The organism is Pseudomonas sp. FP1740 (genome assembly GCF_030687165.1).
Lineage (GTDB): Bacteria > Pseudomonadota > Gammaproteobacteria > Pseudomonadales > Pseudomonadaceae > Aquipseudomonas.
Map to the genome: position 1 here is coordinate 2,124,412 of NZ_CP117461.1, position 19,497 is coordinate 2,143,908.

The 19,497-nt window shown below is 56.8% G+C and carries 23 protein-coding genes and 3 pseudogenes; 13 read left to right on the forward strand and 13 right to left on the reverse strand.

The features are described 5' to 3' along the window. Positions 1-19 precede the first annotated feature (19 nt). From PSH69_RS30235 to PSH69_RS09460, 3 genes and pseudogenes are all read right to left on the reverse strand, one after another. Positions 20-164 (reverse strand): annotated as a pseudogene (locus PSH69_RS30235) (type II toxin-antitoxin system RelE/ParE family toxin); the annotation flags it as partial. Between the two features lie 455 nt (positions 165-619). Further along, a pseudogene (locus PSH69_RS09455) lies at positions 620-1,782 on the reverse strand (IS3 family transposase). A 79-nt stretch (positions 1,783-1,861) separates the two neighbouring features. After that, positions 1,862-2,647 (reverse strand): TetR/AcrR family transcriptional regulator, encoded by a 786-nt coding sequence (locus tag PSH69_RS09460; RefSeq protein WP_305411756.1) that lies wholly within the window; start codon positions 2,645-2,647, stop codon positions 1,862-1,864. Positions 2,648-2,808: 161 nt separating this feature from the next. Between PSH69_RS09460 and PSH69_RS09465 the strand changes: the two are divergent. From PSH69_RS09465 to PSH69_RS09525, 13 genes and pseudogenes are all read left to right on the forward strand, one after another. Then, positions 2,809-3,664: pseudogene (locus PSH69_RS09465) on the forward strand (sigma-54-dependent transcriptional regulator); the annotation flags it as partial. Positions 3,665-3,743: 79 nt separating this feature from the next. Next, positions 3,744-4,655 (forward strand): sigma 54-interacting transcriptional regulator, encoded by a 912-nt coding sequence (locus tag PSH69_RS09470; RefSeq protein WP_305411757.1) that lies wholly within the window; start codon positions 3,744-3,746, stop codon positions 4,653-4,655. Further along, on the forward strand, positions 4,656-5,117 hold the full coding sequence (locus PSH69_RS09475; protein WP_305411758.1) for a hypothetical protein: 462 nt from the start codon (positions 4,656-4,658) through the stop codon (positions 5,115-5,117). It begins immediately after the preceding gene. A gap of 56 nt (positions 5,118-5,173) precedes the next feature. After that, the gene (locus PSH69_RS09480; protein WP_305411759.1) at positions 5,174-6,223 is read left to right on the forward strand and encodes a type III secretion protein HrpZ; all 1,050 of its coding nucleotides are present in this window, start codon (positions 5,174-5,176) and stop codon (positions 6,221-6,223) included. A gap of 40 nt (positions 6,224-6,263) precedes the next feature. Then, positions 6,264-6,638: a type III secretion system inner rod subunit SctI gene (gene sctI, locus PSH69_RS09485; RefSeq protein WP_305411760.1), complete on the forward strand. Its 375-nt coding sequence runs from the start codon at positions 6,264-6,266 to the stop codon at positions 6,636-6,638. Positions 6,639-6,647: 9 nt separating this feature from the next. After that, the gene (gene sctJ / locus PSH69_RS09490; protein WP_305411761.1) at positions 6,648-7,448 is read left to right on the forward strand and encodes a type III secretion system inner membrane ring lipoprotein SctJ; all 801 of its coding nucleotides are present in this window, start codon (positions 6,648-6,650) and stop codon (positions 7,446-7,448) included. Further along, positions 7,448-7,990 carry a type III secretion protein gene (locus PSH69_RS09495; RefSeq protein ID WP_305411762.1) on the forward strand — a complete coding sequence of 181 codons (543 nt, stop codon included), beginning with the start codon at positions 7,448-7,450 and terminating at the stop codon, positions 7,988-7,990. The genes sctJ and PSH69_RS09495 overlap by 1 nt, the downstream gene beginning before the upstream one ends. Positions 7,991-8,028: 38 nt before the next feature. Then, positions 8,029-8,610 carry a type III secretion system stator protein SctL gene (gene sctL / locus PSH69_RS09500; RefSeq protein WP_305411763.1) on the forward strand — a complete coding sequence of 194 codons (582 nt, stop codon included), beginning with the start codon at positions 8,029-8,031 and terminating at the stop codon, positions 8,608-8,610. 93 nt (positions 8,611-8,703) lie between these two features. Continuing rightward, positions 8,704-8,928 carry a type III secretion protein gene (locus PSH69_RS09505; RefSeq protein WP_305411764.1) on the forward strand — a complete coding sequence of 75 codons (225 nt, stop codon included), beginning with the start codon at positions 8,704-8,706 and terminating at the stop codon, positions 8,926-8,928. Beyond that, complete coding sequence (locus PSH69_RS09510; RefSeq protein ID WP_305411765.1) at positions 8,915-9,343, forward strand: type III secretion protein; 429 nt, start codon at positions 8,915-8,917, stop codon at positions 9,341-9,343. Before PSH69_RS09505 ends, PSH69_RS09510 begins: the two co-directional genes overlap by 14 nt. Position 9,344: 1 nt before the next feature. Further along, the gene (sctC, locus tag PSH69_RS09515) at positions 9,345-11,462 is read left to right on the forward strand and encodes a type III secretion system outer membrane ring subunit SctC (protein ID WP_305411766.1); all 2,118 of its coding nucleotides are present in this window, start codon (positions 9,345-9,347) and stop codon (positions 11,460-11,462) included. Beyond that, positions 11,459-11,662: an HrpT family type III secretion system protein gene (gene hrpT / locus PSH69_RS09520; RefSeq protein ID WP_305411767.1), complete on the forward strand. Its 204-nt coding sequence runs from the start codon at positions 11,459-11,461 to the stop codon at positions 11,660-11,662. Before sctC ends, hrpT begins: the two co-directional genes overlap by 4 nt. A 2-nt stretch (positions 11,663-11,664) precedes the next feature. After that, the gene (locus PSH69_RS09525) at positions 11,665-12,027 is read left to right on the forward strand and encodes a type III secretion protein HrpV (protein WP_305411768.1); all 363 of its coding nucleotides are present in this window, start codon (positions 11,665-11,667) and stop codon (positions 12,025-12,027) included. A gap of 174 nt (positions 12,028-12,201) precedes the next feature. Here the strand turns inward: PSH69_RS09525 and sctU are convergent, their stop codons facing one another. The 10 genes from sctU to sctD are packed head-to-tail and all read right to left on the reverse strand — an operon-like array spanning position 12,202 to position 19,490. Beyond that, positions 12,202-13,278, reverse strand: a complete 1,077-nt coding sequence (sctU, locus tag PSH69_RS09530; RefSeq protein WP_305411769.1) for a type III secretion system export apparatus subunit SctU — start codon at positions 13,276-13,278, stop codon at positions 12,202-12,204. Beyond that, a complete protein-coding gene (sctT, locus tag PSH69_RS09535) occupies positions 13,275-14,069 on the reverse strand; it encodes a type III secretion system export apparatus subunit SctT (RefSeq protein WP_305411770.1) in 795 nt (264 codons plus the stop codon). The genes sctU and sctT overlap by 4 nt, the downstream gene beginning before the upstream one ends. Next, entirely contained in the window at positions 14,070-14,336 is a 267-nt protein-coding gene (gene sctS / locus PSH69_RS09540) for a type III secretion system export apparatus subunit SctS (protein WP_305411771.1), read from the reverse strand. It abuts the gene before it with no gap. Positions 14,337-14,343: 7 nt separating this feature from the next. Beyond that, positions 14,344-14,997: a type III secretion system export apparatus subunit SctR gene (gene sctR / locus PSH69_RS09545; RefSeq protein WP_305411772.1), complete on the reverse strand. Its 654-nt coding sequence runs from the start codon at positions 14,995-14,997 to the stop codon at positions 14,344-14,346. Next, positions 14,994-15,425 carry a FliM/FliN family flagellar motor switch protein gene (locus PSH69_RS09550; protein WP_305411773.1) on the reverse strand — a complete coding sequence of 144 codons (432 nt, stop codon included), beginning with the start codon at positions 15,423-15,425 and terminating at the stop codon, positions 14,994-14,996. The genes sctR and PSH69_RS09550 overlap by 4 nt, the downstream gene beginning before the upstream one ends. Beyond that, complete coding sequence (locus PSH69_RS09555; protein WP_305411774.1) at positions 15,415-16,161, reverse strand: type III secretion system protein; 747 nt, start codon at positions 16,159-16,161, stop codon at positions 15,415-15,417. Before PSH69_RS09555 ends, PSH69_RS09550 begins: the two co-directional genes overlap by 11 nt. Beyond that, a complete protein-coding gene (locus PSH69_RS09560) occupies positions 16,158-16,709 on the reverse strand; it encodes a type III secretion system HrpP C-terminal domain-containing protein (RefSeq protein ID WP_305411775.1) in 552 nt (183 codons plus the stop codon). Before PSH69_RS09560 ends, PSH69_RS09555 begins: the two co-directional genes overlap by 4 nt. Positions 16,710-16,715: 6 nt before the next feature. Then, the gene (locus PSH69_RS09565; protein WP_305411776.1) at positions 16,716-17,162 is read right to left on the reverse strand and encodes a YscO family type III secretion system apparatus protein; all 447 of its coding nucleotides are present in this window, start codon (positions 17,160-17,162) and stop codon (positions 16,716-16,718) included. Between the two features lie 4 nt (positions 17,163-17,166). Next, on the reverse strand, positions 17,167-18,516 hold the full coding sequence (locus PSH69_RS09570) for a FliI/YscN family ATPase (protein ID WP_305411777.1): 1,350 nt from the start codon (positions 18,514-18,516) through the stop codon (positions 17,167-17,169). Further along, a complete protein-coding gene (sctD, locus tag PSH69_RS09575; RefSeq protein ID WP_305411778.1) occupies positions 18,513-19,490 on the reverse strand; it encodes a type III secretion system inner membrane ring subunit SctD in 978 nt (325 codons plus the stop codon). Before sctD ends, PSH69_RS09570 begins: the two co-directional genes overlap by 4 nt. Between the last annotated feature and the right edge of the window lie 7 nt (positions 19,491-19,497).

Consider the following 19,497-nt stretch of genomic DNA (forward strand, 5'->3'; position numbering starts at 1 on the left):
GGACTCCTGTGCCGCCAAGCTATCGATCCTCGCGGTGCCACAAATACAGTAGGTAAATGCTGGAATCGACCATCTCGTAACGAATCCTGTGGTTCGAACTCTTCTGGACGTTCCCCAATGCGTGGGGTGGCCAGCAGCGTGGTTGGTGTAACCGTCAGTTGCTGGTGTGGCAGCAGACTGATTCACCGTTACCAGAACTCAAACCAGGCGTAATTCCATCCCTGTCGATTCGTTGCTGCAATTACGGCAACAACTTGAACTCTCGCCAAAAAGAAGCCCGGAACGAACTGCCCAGGTGGCCACGATAGCGGACTTGTATGGAGTGCCTCCCCGCAGCGTGTATCGAGACTGAACCTCATTCCATAAACCCCATGCGGCCCAGCGGGCCGACCACAGTAGCTACGCGTACTGCCACAATCCGAGTTAGATCGCTACGGTGAGCTGCGTTAAAACTCCGTACAACAACTAAGCAGAGGCGACATCTCCTTACCTGTCACACTATTGAGCTGCCGGAAGACTATGGAGTAGAAACGGAACAGGCCTTGGTCAAAGTACCTAAGGGATATAGGTTATCCGTTCCTTTCCTCTTCCATACTTCGGTGTCTGGAAGTTGTAGTGGTCAACTAATCCCGGACACGACGTTAAGTTTTTCTTCGGCCCGAGCTGGCGCCAGCCCACCGTTGAATTGATGGGGTCGAACCCAGTTGTACCGATGCATCAAGAAGTGGCTGATATCGCGCTGGGCTTCTTGAGCCGTTCTGTAGCCCGTGGTCGGTATCCATTCCGTTTTCAAGCTGCGGAACACGCGCTCCATTGGCGCGTTGTCCCAGCAATTTCCTCGGCGACTCATGCTCTGGCGCATGCGATAACGCCACAATCGCTAACGAAATAGCCGGCTTGCGTATTGCGACCCCTGATCCGAGTGAAACAGCAGACCCGAAGGCCTGCCACGCTGCTCGTAGGCCATATCCAGGGCCTTGATCACCAGTTCAGCGTCCGGCTTTTCCGACAACGCCCAGCCCACCACCCGGCGCGTGCAAAGATCCAGCACGACCGCCAAGTAATGCCATTTCCCCTGGGCCCAAATGTAGGTGATGTCGCCGCACCAGACTTGATTCGGGGCTGGCACATCAAACTCACGGTTCAAGGTATTCGGGATATCGAGTCTTTCTACTGTCGCTCGTTTGTAGGCATGTGAGCCGGGTTGTTTACTGACTAAATCAAGCTCGCGCATCAAGCTGCGTACTTTGAATCGACCGAGCTGCTCACCGTCTTCACGCATCAGCGACAGGATGCTGCGGCTGCCCGCCGCACTGCGACTTTGCGTGAACAACTCGCTCACCCGGCTGCGCAACCTAAGCCGTTCAACATCGGGCGTGCGGCGCCTAAGACGCTGGGCGTAGTAGCACGAACGAGTCACTGCAAACACCTTGCACAGCCAATCAACTGGCTCATGAACGCTCAACTGGTCAATCAGCGCGAACGCTCGTGATCTTCCGACATCAAGAGCGCGGTAGCCTTTTTTAGTATGGATTTCTCTCGCTCAAGCCGAGCGATCCGGGCCTCCAGTTCCTGAATTTTTTGCTGTTCCGGCGTCAGCGCCTTGCTCTGCGGGGTGATGCCTTTATGTTCTTTCTGAATCTGGTCAACCCAGCGGCGCAATGCCGACTCACCAATGCCGAGTGAACGGCTGGCTTCGATGTAGCTGTAGTTTTGCTTGAGCACGAGGTCGGCAGCCTCGCGTTTGAATTCAGGAGTAAAGGAACGGCGTTGTTTGGTCATCTGACACCTCGATCTGGCGAGCATTCTCGCCTAAATGGGTGTCCGGTTTCATTAGACCACTACAAAGAGCCGCTATTTACTATCTGCGTCCCTTTGTACCGAAGGCTCGTAGGAATGTCAGAACGGCAAGATTGATCCAGTGATCTTGCTGCGCTGTTGAAGGGGGTGAAAATGGGTGTGTAAGGCACTGTATATGCGCTTCCGAGCGTACGAGATTGTTAAACGTAGCAGCGGCTGTTTCTAGGCCCACGCAGGCTACGTCCAGCTCACCTGCATGGCTTGCTTTCTCGAGATGTCGCGCAACAATCGCGTTCATCGCATGCGGGCCTACAAGATAGAACCGCCTCGCCAACTGAGGAAACCGGGGGGCCTCGCCAATTATGACCCGGAACAATGCAAGTCCGGCCGGTGCAAGAAAAATCCCCATATAGGCTCGCGCTAGTGCTGTCAGGACCTCGCTAATACCAGCTTCTGAAAAAGTGATCTCGCGAACGGCCCGCAGGGAGTTTTCGCATTCTGCCTCGACGACTGCTTCGAAGAGCGCTTCTTTTGTCGGGTAGTAGGAGTAGACCGTCGATTTCGAGACGCCCGCAGCTCGCTGGATCATATCCGTCGTCGCTGCACTGAAGCCATGTGCCAGAAAAATTTCGCGCGCTCCCGAAACGACCATCCTGGCCTTATTCGTCCCACTTGTTGACAAGGCGTGCTGTGCTTTTGATGGCTTTGGGGAAGTTATCGAAGTGGACATTGACCTTGACACGAAAGTTGACTGAGCGAGAGATTTAGTAAAGAAAATGAATCCATGGGTACGATATATTATATCAAAATCGTATGGGAATTTATTCAAGTTTTGCCAATATTTCATGATAATTTTGACTTGATCGAACCGATCGGTTTAGATTGTGATCATGCAGATTTCGCACAACCTCATGCCAATTCTTTCCCGATAGAGTACTAGAGGTATCGATGAAAGAAAAAATCGATGTGAGCAGCTATGCGTCTTCGGGGGAATATACGGCGCTAAATATGCAGCAGGTTGCGCTGAACACGGCAGGTTTTGGCATAGATTTGCTTTTGTGTGGGGGGGGCGGGGAAAGACGCGCTGATCAAGCGCATCCATGATCTTTCCAGTCGGGCAGGGGCTTTCATTGGCATGAACTGCGCGGCCATTCCTGAATCGTTGGCAGAAAGCCAGCTGTTCGGGGGCGTCAGTGATGCTTACACCAGCGTTGGTCGATCACGGGAGGGGTCCATTGAAGCGGCTTGCGGGGGCACGCTGTATCTGGACGAAATCGACAGTATGCCGCTAAGTCTGCAAGCCAAGCTACTGCGCATTCTGGAAACCCGCGGAGTCGAACGACTAGGTTCCACCGCGTTCACTCCCGTAAATCTTCGGATCATCGCTTCAGTACAACGCCCGCTGGATGGACTCGTGGAACAGGGTTGTTTCGTTGCGATCTTTTTTTCGCCGCAGAGTGCTGACGGTTCAAATACCTGTCTTGCGTACGCGTCGCGAACAGATCCTGCCGCTGTTCGAGCTGTTCACCCAGGCCATCGCCCGCGGTTTAGATTGCGCGGTGCCAGTGCTGGACAATGGGCTGGTGCAGCAGCAGCTGCTGCTCAGTCACGTCTGGCCTGGCAACATCCGCGAACTCAAATCGGCGGCCAAGCGCTTGGTGCTTGGGTTGCCATCACAGGGCAACGATCTAGTGCTTGTCTGTGATGCCGAAGGCGGTCTGAAAACCCAATTACGGGCGATCGACAAAATGCTGATCGCAGATACGCTGAAGCATCACAAGCACAGTCTTGAGGTCGTGGTGTGTGGGGGGGGGCTCGCAATTCCCTGCGCACGTTGTATCACCGCGTGAAAGAGCACGGCCTGACTTGCCTTGGGGGGGGCGGTGTTTTTGTAACGCCGAAACGCTTGCTGTCTCGAAACCCTAAAGCACTAGAGGTCGTGGATGAGTGTGTACGATTTTTTTGATGAGCAAATGGAAGACGATAGCCATGTCCCAAATCTGACGGTCGTTGCCCGGAGTATTTCGCAACTGGGCATTGATGTGCTGCTAGTGGGAGAAACCGGCACCGGTAAGGACAGGGTTGCGAACCGGATACATAGTTTGTCAGGACGCAAAAGGCGACTGGTCGCCGTGAATTGCGCAGCGATTCCGGAATCGCTGGCCGAAAGTGAGTTATTTGGCGTTGTCAGCGGCGCATACACCGGTGCTGATCGTTCTCGGGTCGGTTATATCGAAGCGGCTCAGGGGGGCACGTTGTATCTGGATGAAATCGACAGCATGCCCTTGAGTCTGCAGGCCAAGCTATTGCGGGTGCTGGAGACGCGGGTCGTTGAGCGTCTGGGTTCAACGACGCCGATTGCTCTGGATGTCTGTGTAATTGCATCGGCCCAGCACTCGCTGGACGAGTTAGTGGAGCAGGGCCGGTTTCGTCGTGATCTGTATTTTCGTCTCAATGTGCTGACTCTCAAGCTTGCGCCGCTGCGCACTCAACGAGCACGGATCATTCCGCTGTTCAGCCGCTTTGCCATTGCTTCGGCGCGAGAGTCGGCAGTAGTGATGCCGGAGATCAGTGCGATGCTGCGTCATGTTCTGCTCAATCACGACTGGCCAGGCAATATCCGCGAGTTGAAGTCTGCGGCCAAGCGCTTCGTTCTTGGTTTTCCGCTGCTCGGCGGCAAGCAGAGCGAGGAGGGTGAGTCGTCCTCGGGTTTGAAGTCACAGCTACGAGTCATCGAAAAAGTGCTGATTCAGGCGGCACTTAAACGTCACAACAACAGCATCGATGCGGTCAGTGAGGAACTGAATATTCCGCGCCGCACGCTGTATCACCGCATGAAAGAGCTGGATGTTTGAGTGTGGCAGACGCGCTGGTGTGATCCCTCTCAAGTTCGTAAAAAAACTGGAACCTTTTCCCCATCTGATGCCACCCATGATCACCATGCAATGTTGCTGGTGTCGACCATAAGGTGCACAAAAATGCCTATTCCTGGAATACCCACCAACCCGTTTCTGCATATGGGCAACGCCGCAATTAACGGTGTCGGTGCCTTTGCTCAGGGGGCTCAGAACCTGGGGACCAATGCCACTACGCAAGCCATGATTGCAGGTGGCGGCAATACCGAAGCTTTAAACGCAACCAAGGAGGAGAACAAGCTAAACGACAGAAACAACGCCGCGCTGGCGAGAATGCAAGGTGCCGCTGCACGTGAGACCGCAGCGACCAACGCGCTCAATGCCATCCAGTCGGCAAATAACGATGCCGCCAACAAATTCATCAGCAGCACGGCCCAGTCCGCGAAAGGTATTTCCTACTGACTTGATTTCAGAATGCCCCCTCGCTGAAGGGGGCTACCACCTGAACTGGAGGTTTCATGCTAAGTCTCAACCCGCTGCAGAGTGCGCCTGTCGGCGCCGTGGTTTCAATCGTTGGTGTCGGTGGGCAGGAAGGTCCGCAGTCACTGAAGAGTGTTATCGCCGAAATTGCATTGGCGCTGACCAAAGATGGTCATCTGGACCAGGATTCGCCGCTGGGCAAGATGGTCGGCAAGCAAATGGAAACGATGTATCCGCTGGCATCGCTCGACGGTGGAACACCTGAGATGATCAAGGCGGCTTTAGGTGAAGTCATCAAGGACAAGCTTGGCGACAACTTCGGTGCTGCGGCCGAATTCGGTCTGGGCGGTAGCTCGGGCTATGGCAAGCCGGATCTAATGAGTCAGGTGCTCAACGGTCTGGGGAAAGCTTCGTTGGATGACCTTTTGTGCAAGCAGGGTGACGGATCGAAGTTTTCTTCCAGCGACATGCCGCTGCTCGATCAAGTCGCACAGTTCATGGATCAGAATTCGAGCAAGTTTCCGGTCCCGGACTCTGGTTCGTGGAAAAACGAATTGAAAGAAGACAACCTCTTGAATAATAAGGAAACGGGTGTTTTCCGCGCGGCCCTGGAGATGTTGGGTAATCAACTCGGACAGCAGCAAAATGGCTCGGGAACAGGGGGCTATGGTATTGACAGCCCTCTGAGCAACAACCTCATTGCTAATCCATACGGTGGTCAGGGCGGCAATCTGGCTCAGAGCCTGGGCCAGTTGTTGGGTGATCTGCTGCAGCAGGGCTTAGAAAAAAACCAGGGCAGTGGTGGTGGGGGGGGGGGCAACTTCGGCGGCGGTCAGGGGAGGCTCCTGCTCAATAACGCGATTGTCCCAGGCAATTCGGGCAACAGCCTTAGCCGGGATCTGGGTCAACTACTTGGCGGCCTGATCACGGACGGTCTGCAAGCCAATCATGCTAGCAACGAAGTGGCGAGCGGTTCTGGTGTGCAAAACCAGTTGTTCGCTAAGCACGATCTGGCGAGCAGCCTTGCCCAGTATGCGTCTGCTCTCACTTCGGCGTTGCTGGGTGTCAGTAACAGCCCCCGGGCCTGAATAAACGTTTGTATCGACACCGTCTGCAGGAGAAAAAACCGTGAGTATTTCCCATATCAATCAACTCAAATCATCATCCCTGGATCTTGGGCAGCATTTGGATCAGGGATTGCTTCGCGGGCCTTCGCAGTCGGACGTCGATCTGTTCAACGCAGCAATGCGTCCAGACATGGCTGCGCAGTCGAGTCATCTGTCTGAGCAGATTGCTAGTGCGTTGTCCGAAAGGCTGGGGTCGACCGACAAGCTTTCCCAGCTCGCTATTCGCAACATGAAAAAGGCGGCAAGCGGTGATAACCCGATGGATATCACTCACATGAGCCGTACCTTGTCGCAGTATTCACTGCAAACGGCGGTAACGACCAAGGTCGTTAACAAGAGCGCCCAGGCGCTCGACAAGCTGACCAATCTACAATAGAGGCCTGTCGTGAAATATCTGACTGCGGGTCTGTTGTGCCTGATGCTGTTGTTCAGTGGCTGCAGCGATGAAACCGATCTTTTGAGCAGCCTGTCGGAGCAAGACTCCAACGATGTGGTCGCAAGCCTCGCCGACCAGCACATCAATGCGCATAAACGTGTGGAAAAAACCGGTGTGGTCATCAGTGTCGCAACTGCCGATATCAGTCGGGTGGTGCGGGTGCTGGATGCCGCTGGACTGCCTAGGCGTTCGCGCACCAGTCTGGGTGAGATATTCAAGAAAGAAGGAGTGATTTCAACGCCTCTGGAGGAGCGCGCGCGGTACATCTATGCGTTATCCCAAGAGCTGGAGTCGACGCTTTCGCAGATCGACGGGGTGATCTTGGCGCGGGTACATGTAGTACTCCCGGAGCGTATCGCGCCTGGCGAACCGGTACAACCGGCTTCGGCCGCGGTATTCATCAAGCATACCTCGGTGCTTGACCCTGACAGCGTGCGCGGGCGGATCCAGCAAATGGTTGCCAGTAGTATTCCAGGTATGTCGGGAGCGCTGGATTCCAAGAAAACAGTCATCGTCTTTGTTCCCGCCGCGGAATTCCAGGACGCCGAACGCCTGGTTGATTTTGGGCCGTTCCTGGTGGGCAGCGAACATCTGGAATTCTGGAACATCATGCTTTGGGTCGCGCCGTTAGCTGGCCTGCTACTGATATTTCTTATATTGCTTGGCGTACGCAGCGACTGGCGCGGAGCGGTGCTGCGGCTGCTTCGTCTGCGTCGGGCTGAGCGTTCGGGTCTGCCGGTGGAGGTCTGATGCAAGGCTCTGACGAGCGCTGGATTCAATGGTGGTGTGCGCCATGGCATTGGGCGCATCCCGACTGGAAGATCCGGTTTGTCGAGAGATGCGGGTTTTCCGCCGGCGATTGTGACGCAGTGTTGAGCAGTTACCACAGTGTATTTTTGCAGTACGCCGGCATCGCTCCGAGTCAGCCGCCGGCGCCGGTTGCTCCGCTCTTGCAATGGCTTGAACTGGATGCTGGGCGACAACGACAGGCATTGTCCCTGGTCGGGAGACTCTGCTTGCCCCCTCATCGCGAAGTTGTAGTCGAAGACGTAGAGGCGGCTCATGAGGCTTGGTGTCGTGCGGTGACCAAGGCGCTGCGACCGGGGCTCTGGTTGGATCCTGATATTTACGATCCGCGTCTGTTGTTGGCAGCTTGGGTGGGTGAAGTGTGTTGGTCGCGATTACGACTACAGTGGTCGCCCGATGAGTCAACCCTGACGTTTATCGACATGCCGGCAAACAAATTACAGACAATCTGGCAGTCGGTGCTCTGGCGTATTGCGACACCGTAACAGTCGGCTGTTTTTCCCCTCTTTTGCAGGTCTTTACCATGCTCGCCAAACGTAGCCTTGCCTTGTCTTCTTCAGCCGTGCTGACCCAAACGATCCTACGACGAGATGACTTGGCCGATATGCAACTGGCAACCGAGGTATTGGGCAATGCCCGAGAGCAGGCCAGTCAACTGCTGGCCGATGCTAGGGAGCAGGCGCAGCAGGAGAAGGATCAGGCGCTCGCTCAGTTTTGGGACAGCGCCAACATTTTTTTGCAGCGTCTGGAGCGGCAACGTCTGGCACTGGAGCGTGAAGCGATCAGCGCGGTGGAGGATCTGTTCAACAGTGCAATGGCGCAGTTGCTCGATGAAACCACGCTTCCCGAGCGTACGCGAGCGCTAGTAAGAAATCTTGCCGCCAGTCAGGCCAGTGAGGCAGTTGCTACGTTGAGCTACCATCCCGAGATGCACGGTAGTCTACTCCAGTGGCTGTCCGACAGCCGGTTCGCCGAGCGCTGGCAGCTCAAGGCCGATCAGTCTCTGGCCCCGCTGACGCTGCGCCTGAGCGATGCCAATGGCGCGTTCGATATCGATTGGCCAAGCCTGCGCCGCGGTCTGCTGGGCGCAATATCGGCGGAGTGATGACTTTTTCCTTGATATGTCGTGACGGTCTATGGAACCCGAGCGCGGACTGATCCCACTCAGGAGGAGAATTCCTCACTTAGAGCAGCTGTCATGATTAATTTCAAAACCATGGAAAGCCACGTCGACAACGCGTACAGCCGTGCCAGATCGGACATGGACGATGCCATCGAAGACGCGGCAGAAAACCCTTCGGTGGAAGACCTGTTGGCATTCAACGACGCCTCGCAACAGGCCAGCATCGCCAATATCATCAATAACGAAAGTCTGCGTGCCAGTCACAGCATCACTAAAGCGATCATCGATGGAATTCAGTGAATTCACAGCGGTCCTCGCTCAGTGGTGTGAGCAGCGTCCTCTTACACCACTGGAGTGCTGGATCGATGAAGCCAGTGCGCGTCTGGTGTCAGCTGGCAACGGCGTGCGTCTGAGCCTCGATGTGCTCGGTCCCTACGACGATAGTGATCCGCAGCGGCTTGAAGCAGTGCTGGGGCAGGGCGGAGCGAGTGTGGCCTGTGCCTGTGATGGTGCGCTGGCCATCGACCCTGAAACACGCTGTGTGGTGCTTCTCAGCTGGCTTCCCAATCCATGCGATCCGGCCCACTTGCTCAATCGCCTGGAGAGCCTAGCCAACCAACGTGCCGCGATGCGCAGCCTGATGCAAACCTCGATGTTCAGCGTGACGGCGTTTCCGCCCCGCGTGACCCTCAATATCTGGCAACCGGGAGTGTAAAATGTGCAAGGCCTTTATATGGTTGCCTTTGCTGATGATTGGGATTTCTGGGCCGACGCTGGCAGCCGTCCCCGAGACTTGGAAGCACACAGCCTACGCCTACGATGCGCGGCAGACAGATCTGGCCACAGCGTTGGGCGATTTCGCCAAGGAATTTGGCATCAGCCTGGACATGGCACCTTTGCAGGGCACCCTCGACGGGCGCATCCGAGCGCGGAATCCGCAGGAGCTCCTCGACCGTCTCGGACAGGAGTATCATTTCCAGTGGTTCGTCTACAATGAAACGCTGTTCGTCAGCCCTACCAACGAACAAACCTCGGCACGTCTTGAGGTCTCTCCCGACGCCGTGGACGACCTACAGCAGGCGCTCACCGACGTTGGCTTGCTGGACAAGCGATTCGGCTGGGGCGTGCTGCCCAATGAGGGCGTGGTGTTGGTACAAGGGCCAGTGAAGTACGTTGACTTTGTGCGCAATTACAGCAAGAAAGTCGATGCACCGGAGAAGGCCGAGAAGCAGGATGTACTGGTGTTCCCGCTCAAATATGCCAACGCCGCAGACCGCACCATACGCTATCGCGATCAGGAGCTCGCCGTATCCGGTGTGGCGAGTATCCTGCAGGAACTGCTGGAAAGCCGCTCCCGTGGCGCATCTATTAACGGAGTTAGTCTCTTACAAGGTGGTAGCGGCACCGCCAGTGGGCTGGGCAGCAGCACCGGTCTTGCAGGTTCGGGCCTCGGCGGGGTGAACTACGGTGGCGCCGACGACAACGTCCTAGACATCACTCAATTGCAGCAAAACGTCGATCGGGTGTTGGGGGGGGCCGGAAAAAACAAAGGTAGTAGCGGTAGTTCTTCGAATAAGTCGAAGATTCGTGTCAGTGCCGACGTGCGCAACAACGCTGTGTTGATCTATGACCTGCCCAAGCGCATGGAGATGTATCAGAAACTGATAAAACAGTTGGATGCGCCACGTAACCTCATCGAGATCGACGCGGTGATTCTCGACATCGACCGCAACGAATTGGCGCAGCTGTCCAGCCGCTGGAACTTCAACTCGGGAAGTGTCAGCGGTGGCGCCAACCTTTTGGAGCAAACCAGCTCGACGCTATTCATTCAGGATGCTGGCAAATTTTCTGCCGATCTTCACGCACTCGAAGGTAACGGTGCTGCGTCGGTGATCGGCAACCCGTCGATCCTGACCCTGGAAAACCAGCCGGCGGTGATCGATTTCAGTCGTACCGAGTACCTGACAGCCACTGCCGAGCGAGTAGCCAATATTCAGCCGATCACGGCAGGCACCAGTTTGCAGGTAATTCCGAGGTTGCTGGACAAGGATGGCAAATCCCAAGTGCAACTGATTGTCGACATCGAAGACGGCCAAATCGATACCTCGCAGATAAACGAGGACCAACCTGCGGTACGCAAAGGCAACGTCAGTACTCAGGCGGTAATTGCCGAGCATGGATCATTGGTGGTCGGTGGTCTGCATAGCCTGGAAACCACTGACAAGGTCAACAAGATCCCTCTGCTAGGCGACATCCCGGTGATCGGTAAATTGCTGTTCCAGTCGCGTAACCGTGAGCTGAACAAGCGCGAGCGTCTGTTCATCTTGACCCCGCGCCTGATTGGCGATCAGGTCAACCCGGCGCGCTATGTGGAGAAGGGTAATCCTCACGACATTGATGACCAGTTGAAACGTATCAAGGATCGCCGCGATGGTGGTGAAGAACCCACTCGTGGCGAGGTGCAGGATGCTTTCACCCATTTGCTCGATGGCCTGACCCCTCAGGGTTTCAGTAGTGGCGAAACACTGCCGTTCGAAGCCAACAGTCTGTGTGATCCGGGCGAAGGTGTGGTGCTTGACAACCAGAGTTTCCAATGGTTTACGAAGAAGGACTGGGGCATCGCTGTGGTCGTCGCGCGAAACACCACCAGCAAACCCGTGCGCATCGACGAAAGCCGTTGCGGTGGGCGCTGGGTCATGGGTGTCAGCGCCTGGCCCCATTCCTGGCTGCAGCCGGGAGCGGAGAGCGAAATCTACATCGCCTTGCGTCAGCCGCAGATCGCCAGCCAAGCCAACCAGAACCGACCTTCGCTGCTCAAGGGGGCAACACAATGAATCTGCGTGGTTTTCTGATGCTGTTTCTGTTTTTCGCCACCCTGGCCGGCTGCGCGACCCGGGGCTGCTCGGGCTACTCCTGCAAACGCCCGGACTCCAACGATCGCGAGCTAGTGGTTTGGTGGCCGGAGGACATGCGCCAGGGTATCGACGAGCGCGATCATGAGTTGGATTTCACCGTTGTGCCATTGAAGGATTGAGCATGATCTGGGTATCGGATAAAGCGGCGTTCTACGCTCATGTCGTGGCAGAGCGCGCAGCAATCTGGCCGGTGGCGACCGGGGTGGCATTCGTCAGTCGACGCGAACATCAAGACTGGGGCATCGCCTTGCATATCGAAAGTCGGGTCCTGCATCCGGAACAATTGCGCGATGCTCTAGAGCGACGCTTTTCTCAAGCAGAGTTGTTCAACGACTACTTCCTGTTCCTGGACGTGCAACGCGACTTTGTGGTCTGGCATGCCGTGTCTCAAGCCGCGGATTCGCAAACCAGCCTTGACAGCATTCGACAGCATGAGTTGATGCTGGCTGGCTTGGATCATTTGAGTGATGTGGATCATCAGTAGCTGTTTGCGGCACGGGCGCCTGGAAAATCGATGAGTGCGCTATATACCCAAGGCAGCTTGGTTACCGAACTCAAGTCACTCTCAATTCCTCAGAGGCTAGGTGTCCGGCAGAAGTGGGTCGATGATCGGTTTGCCTTTGGTGGAAACGGATTGATAACGGGCTCGTCGTCGCAACTACTCCTCCTCAATCCGAATCACCTCATCGGTAACCTCCTCCAGTTGGCGCACGATCTGGTAGATGTGCGCCACGGCAAGGAGTGTTGGGCGGGGGATGTATTTGCCAGCTTTGACCTTGTACAGCGTGCGCGCCAGCCAGATGCTTTGCACCACCGGGATGCCGGCCTTTTTGGCTTGGGCGATCAATGACAGTGCATCGTCGTCTTCACCCTTGCAATGAATCAATGGCAATGGCGTTTGTCCCGGTCGGTAGTACAGGGCCACGGCGTAGTGGGTCGGGTTGACCACCAGCATGTCAGCGTCTTCAACTGGCTTGGGTGGAGCGGTCGGCGCTTGGTTCAACAGTTCGTGGGCCAGTTGCCTACGATGGCCTTTGACGTGGGGGTCGCCTTCGGACTGCTTGTATTCCTTCTTGATGTCCTCGTGACTCATGCGCAACTTTTTGGCGTGGAAGTATTTTTGCAGGGCGAAGTCGACCAGGCCGATCACCAGCAACAAGCCGAGCGCGGCGCGCAGAATATGCCGGAACACCTCCAGAAGCGCATGCCAATAGGTCGTCAGGTCGGTATTGGATAGCAAAATCAGCGTGCCCAGCGATGGCTTGACCACCGAGTACAATGTTGCCGAAATCGCCACTGCCTTGAGTATGCTGAGCAGCAGAGTGGTGAGGTTCTGGGTCGAAAACATTTGTTTGACGTGAGCGAAGGGGTTGATCTTGTTGATGTCTATCTTCAGTGCTTTGGGTGCGAACAGGAAACCAATCTGCATCCAGCTACCGACCAAGCGCATCAACATGGCCATGCCGACGCTGCTCAGAACGAATCCAATCAACACCGTCATACTTTCGCTGGCCACCTGCTCAATGGTGTGTATGAATGGCTTGCCAATGCCCTGGATCGGCAGCGACATCAGGTACTGCAGGCGAGCTACGCTTTCGTCGGCCAGCCCCAGGGTGATTTCGCTGACGACTAATAACACTAGGAGTTTGCTCAAGTCCTGGCTTTGCCCGACCTGACCTTTTTCGCGAGCATCGCGCTGCTGTTTGGGCGTGGCCTTTTCTGTTTTTTCGCTCACGGCATGCGCACCAGCTGACTGAGCAAATGCTTGAGATCCGCCAGTTGCAGGATCTGTCCTTTACCCAGCTCCAGCAGCGTCGGAAGATAGATCAGCAGGAAGGCGATACCGGCCATGCTCTTCGCTGGCATGGCCAGAATCGACACGTTCAGTTGTTGCGCATACAGGCCGATGATCGCTAGCGCCGCCTCGATCAACAACAGCAAACCAATGAATGGCGCCGCGTAAAGCATCATGTGTTGCAGGGTCTGGTTCAGTTGCTCAAGAAAGACACTCAAGCCATCTACGGTCATGCCAGGCAGCCATGCGGTGGGCGGCCAGACCTGATAGCTGTCCCAGATCACCTGGGTGATCAGCGAAATCCCGCCGGAAAGAATCACCAGCATGATCAGGGCTTCCTGAAACAACTCTCCCAGCGGTGTGGCATCCGGCCCTAGCGCGGGGTTGAGCTGACCGCCGCTCAAGGCACCGCGCTGGCTGTCGAGCAGTGCGCCAACCGAGGCGAGCATCCAGAACGGCGCGTACAGTAGCAGGCCAAGGAGGGTGCCCAGCACCGCCTCTTTGAGCAGTAGCGCACCTATGGAAAACCAGTCGTCATTCAGCGAGGATAATGCACTGCTGATGGCCGGTGCAGGCACCATCGAAACCACCAGCACTACTGCATAACGCAAGGGGCCTTTCAGGTATTTGAAGCAGAACGCCGGAACCAGAATCATGCACGGCAGTAGGCGGGCAGCCGCCAGACCCATGCCGAGCAGCAGTTCGAACAGTTCCTGGGTGTTGAAGGGCATCTAGTGCGCCCCCCCGGAGTGAGAGATCAGATCGAAGGCCATGTTAATGAATTGGATGAGTTCAACGCCGATCCAGCGGCCGGTCATCGCCAGTGTCAAACCGACCGCCGCCAGCTTGATACCAAATGGCAGGGTCTGATCCTGAATCTGCATCAGGGCTTGCAGCAGCGAGGTGATCACGCCAACAATCACGGCAACTCCGAGCGGCGGGGCAGTGAGGATCACCACTAGAAACATGCCCTGTTTGAACAACGTCAACGCTTCCATGACCGCCTCACATATAAGAATAGAACAGGCTGTCGAGCAGGCGCGTCCAGCCCTGCACAAGGACGAACAGTAGTAGCTTGAGCGGCAGGGAGATGGTCATGGGCGAGACCATTTGCATACCCAGCGCGAGTAAAAGATTGGAGACGATCAGATCGATAACGATAAACGGGATGTAGATCAGAAAACCAATCTGGAATCCGGCCTGCAACTCCGACAGTACAAAAGCCGGTACGGCCAGCAACAGATCGCTCTTGCTGGCCTTATCGGCCATGTCCTTGGGCCACATGCGTTGAGTGTTATCGAGCAAATGGCCGATCACGTCCGGGTCAGTATTACGGGTCATGAAACGTTGCAGCGGCTCGATGACCGTGTTGGCACTAGTCTGGAGTTTTTCGGTGCTGCCCATTTCCAGAGGCTGATCGTGAACCCGTTGCTGGATCTCGTGAGCCACTGGAGCCATGACGAACATGGTCGCTGCCAGCGCGATGCCGTACATGGCTATGTTTGGCGGCACCTGCTGCACACCGATGGCGTTGCGCGTGATCAGCAGGGTCATGGAGATTTTCAGAAAGGCCGTGCAGACGATCAGTAAAAATGGAATCAACGACAGGGCGCCTAGAAACAGCGCCAGCATTACTGGGTTCATCCCTTCCATGATCATGCGGAAGACGCCATCCGGGTGATTTGCAGGCCGAGGCGCCCCTCGATATCCACCAGTTCACCCTCGGCCACCACGCGCTCGCCATGGCAAAGAGTGGCGTGACCCGGGGTGATGCCACTGACTTGCAGGATGGTTCCGGCAGCCGTTCGACGCAGGTCACCCAAAGTCAGATTCAGACTGCCGCAGCGCAGGGTGAGTGCCATTGGCAGTTCGTCCAGCGAGTCCAACAACCGCTGTTGCTCAAAGGGTTGAGGGGCAAGCACTGGCTCATCGGCGTGAACATCGTCGACTTCATCCTGCCATTGCGATTCGGCTTGTTCCTCAGCCTGATCGTGCTCGCTGTTGTGTTCCTTATGCAAATCCCGAGAGGCTGCGAACTTATCCGGAGGCGTTTCGATCTCGTCCTCATACAACTCTTCATTGGTCATGTCCCAGGTCTTCCTCGTGGCTGAGCCGTACATATAGCTGCTGTTCGTGACGGTCTGTCTGCACTGCCCATTGCCTGCCAGCCAGTGGCAGCCGACCGTTACCGTAGCTATCGAAGTGACAGCGGAGCGGCAACAGCACATCACCCGCTTGCAGCGACGCCAGCTGATCGAGGCTCAGCGACAATTCACCCAACTCCAAGGGCTGGCTGATCGGCCAGTCCTCGGCGAGGGGTTGTCGATGTAAATCCCAACCGCGGCCATCCAGCAACCGCAGCATGACAACGGCATCGGCGCTGAACAGGCCGTGCAATGATCGATCGCCCAGTCGTAGCTGAATCCGGCAGGTGATCGCAGCAGCACTGGTAGCAGACGCATTAGCAACGGATGCTGCATTGACGACGCTGAGTGGCTGCAGAGGGCAAAGTAGTTCCATTATGGTCGGACTCAAACGCTGATTGAGCACTTGCCAATACCAGGGTTGGTATTCGCCGCCGAGGGTGACAGGGAGTTCGCCCAGCCGGCTGAGCATGGCTTCGGCCTCGCTCAGGCCAATCGGGCCGATTGCGCTGTCGAACCACGTCAACGGACGTTCGCCGGCAATGTCATCAAGTAAAGGCCGTAGGGTCAGTTCGCCGATCAGGCCTTGAGCACTGAAGGCCAGACTGACGCCAGCGCCCAGCAGGCGGGTGGCCTGAGCCACGACTCCATCGACTTTGCGCAATCTCAGGGCATTCATGCCTGCTGCTCTTCATGGAAAAACAGGTCGACGTCGAGCCCCAGTGCTTCAGTCAGCGCGTTCTCGCAGGCACGCTGATGAGGTTGCATACGTTTGAGTACGCCACGTCTGGTGAAGCCCAGTTCGATATTCCACTGGTTGTCGCGTTTGTTGGCGTTTACCTGGACTTTGCCCATGTTGGGCATCAGCAAGGTAATGCTGAATGGTCCGTCCGGTTGCGATGGCAGTCGTTGTGCCAGTTCGTCAATCAGCTGTGTCGGCACGCTTTCGCTCAGTGGCAACCTACTGAAACCGCTGCCAGCAAATCCGGAATGATCCGTCTCTTCGCTTATCAGCGGTACCAGCAGTTGGGAAAAGAACATTCCATCGGCATTCAGTGAGTCATTCGGGCACGGCTTGCTCCATAGAGGACGCACACGCTCGACGTCGCCCCGTCGCAGGCTGGTCAGAGCCGGGTGATTGTCGGCTTGTGGCGCAGGCTGTGGTTGAACGGGGTGCGGCTGTGCTTGAGGTTGAGGGCGCCGCGTGTTTTTGATAGGTGTATTCATCGAGACTCAGCCTTGTTCGTTGATGGCTTCAGCCAAGCAGGCCAGTTTTTCCACTGCGCGTTGAGAGGCTTTCGCGTCGTCTCTGGCTTGCTCCAGACGTTGTTGCTGTTCGTCGATACTCAGGCGTTGCTGTGCGACGTCCTGACGGATGTAAGCCAGGCGGTCAAGCATGCGGTTTTCCTTCTCGTGCCAGCGGTCGAGGTCATTCAAGACCATGGCTTTGTTCAGGTGTGCATCGTTGAGCGCCTGGCGCCGTTCACGCTGGTTATCGCGCTCCTGGGAGTAGGAGGCGCGAGTCTGCTGCAAGTGTTCATGCATCTCCTCCAACTCTTTCTGCGCCCGCCATTGCGCTCGTTCTGCGCTCGCCTGGCGGTGTTGGCGCAATGGCGTCAACACACTGATCACGTGTTCCATAGCCAGGGTCTGGGGGTCGACTTCAAGTTCTTCTTCCATAGGGTCACTCCGGTAGTTGCGAGGTGAGTTGCATAAGCGCATCGAGGGTGGTCTGCAAGGGCTCCGGCTCGCGCAGGTCCTGGCGCAGAAAAGCGTTGATTGGCTTGTTCAGTTGTACCGCGCAATCGGTCACGGGGTCGCCACCGGGTTGATACTCGCCTAAGCGCAGAAGCATTTCGACTTGACTATAAGCAGCCATCAGACGGCGTAGACGGTTGTTCGCCTGCTGGTGCTCGCGGCTCGTGACGTTGCTGAGAACGCGGCTGATGCTGGCTTGCACGTCGATGGCTGGATAGTGGCCACGCTCGGCCAGCTTGCGCGACAGGACGATATGGCCGTCGAGCAGAGAGCGCACTTCATCGGCCACCGGATCGTTCATCGAGTCTTGTTCGATGAGAACGGTATAGAGTGCGGTGATCGAGCCGGTTTCGCTCATGCCGGCGCGCTCCACCAGACGCGGCAGCAAGGTGTACACCGACGGGGGCAGGCCGCCGCGCCCAAGCGGCTCCCCGGCAGCAATACCGATTTCCCTTTGAGCTCGGGCGAAACGGGTCAGCGAGTCCAGCAGCAACAGCACTTTCATCCCTCGATCGCGATATGCCTCGGCAATTGCGGTGGCGGTAAATGCCGCGCGTGCGCGCTCCATGCTGGAACGGTCCGAGGTGGCGCAGACCAACACTGAGCGGGCGCGCAGGGTGGCGTCCAGTTCGTGATCGAGGAACTCGCGCAGCTCACGGCCTCGCTCGCCGATCAGGCCGAAGACGATCACGTCGCATGCCATGTTGCGCGCCAGTTCGGCCATCAGCGTGGTCTTGCCGCAACCGGCACCGGCAAACAAGCCAACCCTCTGGCCTTCGCCCAACAGAATTGCGCTGTCGATGGCGCGCACGCCGGTGGGCAGGGCTTTGGTGATGCGTGGACGCTGGGTCGGCGGCAGTGCATCGGCGATCACCGGCAGGGTCACCCGACGATCACCGGGACGGGCGTACGCGCCCTGCGAATTTTCCAGCAGCGGTCTGCCGAATCCGTCGAGCACGCTTCCCAATAGGCTGTCGTCGACACCGATGCGATGGGCTATGCCCAGTGGACGGATGTGCGCGCCGACCTGAATCCCGTCCGGGGTGCCGAGCGCGCTGAGCAAGGTGCAATTGCGAGTGAAGCCGACGATCTCGGCGAGCATGGTACTGCCGTCGGATTTGCTCACTTCACAGAGGTCGCCCACCTTGGCCGCAGGGATCTGGCACTCCAGCAAAATGCCGCTGACCGCGCTGACGCGGCCGCTGACCCGCACTGCGGAAAAGTTGTTCAGGCGATTGCTGTGCGCATTTTTCCATTGGGCGAGAGCAGAGTTCACCAGTTCACCTCGTAACGGCGTTCACCATCGAACTGAATACGGTTGTCATCGATACGCGTCAGACGTAAACCTTCCAGTTCGTCGCCAACGTAAAGACGATGACCATCGGCGGTGACCAGATGAGCATGGGGGCCGGAGATGATCTGCACGATGGTGAATGGCAGACCATTGCTGGTGACGGTGACGTTATCAATCAGCGCTATAGGGAAGTCGTAGCGGTCTTTGAAGCGTTGGAGCATGCGTTGATAAACCAGTTGTGCCTCGGCCTTGAGGTTACCGCTCAAAGTCAGGCCTTCGGGCGTCTGCTGCACGTAGATGTCGCTGATCAGACGATCGCTGAGCATGATGTTGAGCTGATGTTTGATGTCATCGACATCGGCCAGCTGGACGCGCTTGTGCGTTGCCTGCGTTACCGGTTTCGCCCTGCTGACTGATTGAGTGATGTTTTGTGCGGCAGCGCTCATCGCCAGTTGCTCAGGTGCCGAAGACGCGCTACGGGTCAGGCTCCAGGCGCTGCCAGCGATGCCGAGCAACATGCTGATGACGACACCGGTAGTGCGATTGAGCAGGCGTGAGCGTGACTCGATCTTTTCCAGCGGTGGTGTGCTGGCCACGGTATCCGCCTGTGGCTCGGGCTCAAGGTCAGGCCGGGGTTTGCCAATGACTGCTGGCAACGAGGGCCAGACGTCTTCGGCCGGGGACACGCAAAGCCACACCGAACCCAGCATGAACGCTGCATTGGGTATTAGCTCGGTCGCAGCATGGCTATGGCCGTCTTCGTCGCAGATACTGCCGTCGGCGGCATTTAGTACCCAGCTTTCGCCCTGACGCTGCAGGAGACAGTGCAGTTGCTCGATGCCGGGGTCGTGCAAGGCCAGATCCTGTTCAGCGTTCGAACCGATTGCCCACTGCTCGCCCACCAATGGCAGTACGGCTCCCTGGTGCAAGCCGGTCAATACCCGTAACTCAAACATGTGCGGC